The 3,349-nt window shown below is 30.1% G+C and carries 5 protein-coding genes; 1 reads left to right on the top strand and 4 read right to left on the bottom strand.

Annotation, left to right across the window (positions count from 1 at the left end; translation table 11 throughout):
• Positions 1-62: 62 nt before the first annotated feature.
• A complete protein-coding gene (locus DM817_RS03020) occupies positions 63-365 on the bottom strand; it encodes a hypothetical protein (RefSeq protein ID WP_152025808.1) in 303 nt (100 codons plus the stop codon).
• Positions 366-447: 82 nt separating this feature from the next.
• Between DM817_RS03020 and dut the strand changes: the two genes are divergently transcribed.
• Entirely contained in the window at positions 448-840 is a 393-nt protein-coding gene (gene dut, locus DM817_RS03015; protein WP_014200386.1) for a dUTP diphosphatase, read from the top strand.
• Positions 841-844: 4 nt separating this feature from the next.
• Here the strand turns inward: dut and DM817_RS03010 are convergent, their stop codons facing one another.
• The 3 genes from DM817_RS03010 to DM817_RS03000 are packed head-to-tail and all read right to left on the bottom strand — an operon-like array spanning position 845 to position 2,803.
• Positions 845-1,315: a DUF1599 domain-containing protein gene (locus DM817_RS03010; protein WP_113738585.1), complete on the bottom strand. Its 471-nt coding sequence runs from the start codon at positions 1,313-1,315 to the stop codon at positions 845-847.
• A gap of 4 nt (positions 1,316-1,319) precedes the next feature.
• Complete coding sequence (locus DM817_RS03005) at positions 1,320-1,700, bottom strand: VRR-NUC domain-containing protein (RefSeq protein WP_113738584.1); 381 nt, start codon at positions 1,698-1,700, stop codon at positions 1,320-1,322.
• 29 nt (positions 1,701-1,729) lie between these two features.
• Positions 1,730-2,803, bottom strand: coding sequence for a ribonucleotide-diphosphate reductase subunit beta (locus DM817_RS03000; RefSeq protein ID WP_113738587.1), 1,074 nt, complete (start codon positions 2,801-2,803; stop codon positions 1,730-1,732).
• Between the last annotated feature and the right edge of the window lie 546 nt (positions 2,804-3,349).

The following is a 3,349-nucleotide window of genomic DNA, read 5'->3' as shown; positions in this document are numbered from 1 at the left end:
TTCATCGATAATAATAATAATAGTGGTCCTTTTTACGACCACTATTTTCTAAAATTTTATCTTTATGCTCTTCTTTTTGATGCTTTTTCTGCTCTTTCCAATTCTTCAATAATTTGTTTTAATTTAGAATCTTGATTCATTAATTCTTCAATCTGTAGACGATATTTTTCCTTTTCATCCTTTTCAAAATCAGAAAGAAAAAAAGGGGAAGTGGATGAAGTAGTCGGAGGGGGGTCCATGGCCATTCCTATAGTAGGATGATTCGTTTTTTCTTGTTCTTCTTGTGGATGGCCTCCAGTTAAATTATCATCATTACATGATGTAAAAAACATCATGGATAAGATAAAAAAAAATAGTTTTTTCATTTCATATCAATTTTTTTTGGAATATAAGTTTTTTTTTGAAATATTATTCATACATAAAAGATTATAATTAAATACGATAAAGATGAGTGTCCTAATAAAAATACGTAATTTATCCCATCATATTTTTCCATATTATGCTACAGAAGGAGCAGCAGGGATAGACTTACAAGCCTATCTGGAAAAAGAGATTATTATTCCATCTATGGAAAGAAAAATCATCAAAACAGGGATTTTCATAGAAATACCTACAGGATATGAAGCTCAAATACGACCTAGAAGCGGATTAGCCTTACGTCATGGTATAACTGTTCTCAACAATCCAGGGACTATCGATTCAGATTATAGAGGAGAAATAAAAATATTACTCATAAACTTATCTAGTCATACTTTTACTGTAAAAGACGGCGATAGAATAGCGCAAATAATAGTTTACAAATACGAAAAAGTAAAATGGAATGAAATAAAAAAGAAATAAATTTTTATGGATTTTTCATTTTTATCAAAGCAAAAATAGCATAATTCAATATATCTATATAATTATCTTGAACTTTATAAGCATAATTTTCTACTTCATAGAAACGTTTTTCCATTCCTTGAATCCTAAAAATTTTTTGCATAATTAAATCTTTTATAGAAGAAATGCTCATATATTTCCAAGCTTCTTCATAATCCGAATTTTTTTTTTCCATAAGAGATTTAGCCTTTTTGATATATTGATCATATACATCTATTGTAATTGTAGCAGAAAGCATAGAGTCTATTTTTTTTTTTTGAATCCTTATTCCTGCTAAAACAGAATAATTAACAATTTCAATCCAATTATTCTGATATATTTTCATCAAAATATAATTACATAACTTTTTAGGAATCAAAAACTTTTTTTTCAAAAAATGAGTTCTACATTCATTAGATATGACATCATATTGCATGGAAGTTTTATTGTTTCTCATTATACTAATCTGTTTTTTTTAAATACTGATCTATATAAATCTTTGCTTCGTCAAAATCATAACAAACATTCACCTTCCAATTGTACGAATTGAATATATCTATTATATGAATCTGATTTTCTGTTAATTTATTTGGTTTTATTTTGAATTCCAAAGCCATACCCGTACTCCCTTTTTTTGGAATAGGAACCAATATATCAGGAAGACCTGGTCTTAATCTCATCACTTTTATAAGAAACCTCTCATAAGGAGTTCTTCTTGCTTCATTATGAGGATGAAAATAAAAAATATGCGGATATTCATAATCTAAATAATCACAAACAGAACTATGCAATAGTTGTTCTTTTCCTAAAGTATTGTACCAAGGTGTAATTTTTCTTTTCAATTTATATCAAAATTAGCCATAACCCATAACTAAGACTCACAGGATACACATCCAGAATTTCCTAAATTTTCTTTCTGATTCTTTAAAAGAATTTCTAATATTTTTTTTTCTGTAGAAGTTTTTTTCTCATCCAAAACAAAAAGATCTTCATTCCAATCTTCATTAGGCTTACTATATCCTGTTTCACGATTATCAAAAAAATCAGTTTGCTGTTCTCCAGATATCGTTATATAAAACCAACTCATGTTATCTAACATATTTTTATCTATACAATAGGCATCCGATAGTCCTAATTCTTTCAATTTAAGATTGGCTCTATCTTTCATAAAATTTTTCAATTCTTCTCTCTTAATAGTTGGAATATCACCATTATCAAAAATTTGATCAATAAAAATAAATTCATTTTTTAATGCTAAATCCATTCCATAATAAATAGAATCTGCAACCGAATTTTTTAATCCATCATTTTCTTCACAAAACGTACGAAAAATCTTACACCCCGCTTCCGAATGAAGAGACTCATCCCTAACAGAAAAAATAATTTGTTGCCCTATCCCCTTCAAACGATTAGATTTTCTAAAAGACAATAATACCGCAAAAGAAGAAAACAATTGAATTCCTTCTGCTGCAGCAGAAAACAAAGCAATACTCTTTGCTATCTCCTTTCTATTATACTTACCATGATCACTTTTTCTAATATCCATCAATACTTTCAACTTTTTCATGGTTGCTTCATCTTCTAAAAAAGCATGAAAATTATCTAACCCTAAAATATCATTCAAATAAGAATAAGCCACAGCATGAATCGTCTCAAAAGAACCAAATGCTTGACCCATCATTTTTATCTCTGGAATTGGAAACCACTTTGGAATCATTTCGGACCAATAATTTCCAACTTCTGTTTCCGTTTGAGTAAAACCCTTTAAGATATCTCCAATAACATTCTTTTCTCGATCCGATAAATTTTCATTCCAATCATGAATATCCGACTGCATGTTGATCTCCGTATGCAACCAATGCGCATTTTGTTGCTTAAACCAATACTCATAAGCCCACTGATATTCGAAAGGCTTAAAATTTAAACGATCTTTCGTGATACCCATTTCTCTTCTTTCTTTAAGCTCCATAATCCCTAAATGTAATAAAAAATATTTTAAACTTTATAGAGAAAAAAAATATCCATTACATTAAAAAAAATGGCATAAATACGCGCCCACGCGCGAGCGTAATCTATAATCGCGTGCAGGTGCGCGTGGGCGGTAACGTATATTTATACGTGATATTAACTATGTTAATTATAATATATTAAATATTATTATATATATATATATATATATGCCTTATTTTTTGAAAAAAATTACAAAAAAACTAAAACTCCATTCGGATAAAAATTCATTTTTTTTACATGTAAAAAAATTATACTAAATATACGCACATAAGGGGGTGCGCGGGGGTGTACGCGCGCGCACGTTAACACGTGCGCGTTATACACGTGTGCACGTGCGAGCACAAATGTGAGTACGCGAGCCAGATCGATTTTTCGACAGCACGCAAGTACGCGCGTGCATGGTGGAGTGACGTGCAGGTGGTCGAAAATATCTCAAAGTTTCGAGTCCTCGACCTAGAGGTCCTAGTCTATATAGACTAGG

The organism is Blattabacterium clevelandi (genome assembly GCF_003268615.1).
GTDB classification, from domain to species: Bacteria; Bacteroidota; Bacteroidia; order Flavobacteriales; family Blattabacteriaceae; genus Blattabacterium; species Blattabacterium clevelandi.
This window is presented reverse-complemented; position numbering and strand designations above follow the sequence as displayed.

Excerpts from the sequence above, each read along its gene's own strand:
- DM817_RS03000 (WP_113738587.1), bottom strand. The coding sequence starts at position 2,803 with ATGGGTATCACGAAAGATCGTTTAAATTTTAAGCCTTTCGAATATCAG.
- DM817_RS03020 (WP_152025808.1), bottom strand. The coding sequence starts at position 365 with ATGAAAAAACTATTTTTTTTTATCTTATCCATGATGTTTTTTACATCA.
- DM817_RS03010 (WP_113738585.1), bottom strand. The coding sequence starts at position 1,315 with ATGAGAAACAATAAAACTTCCATGCAATATGATGTCATATCTAATGAA.
- dut (WP_014200386.1), top strand. The coding sequence starts at position 448 with ATGAGTGTCCTAATAAAAATACGTAATTTATCCCATCATATTTTTCCA.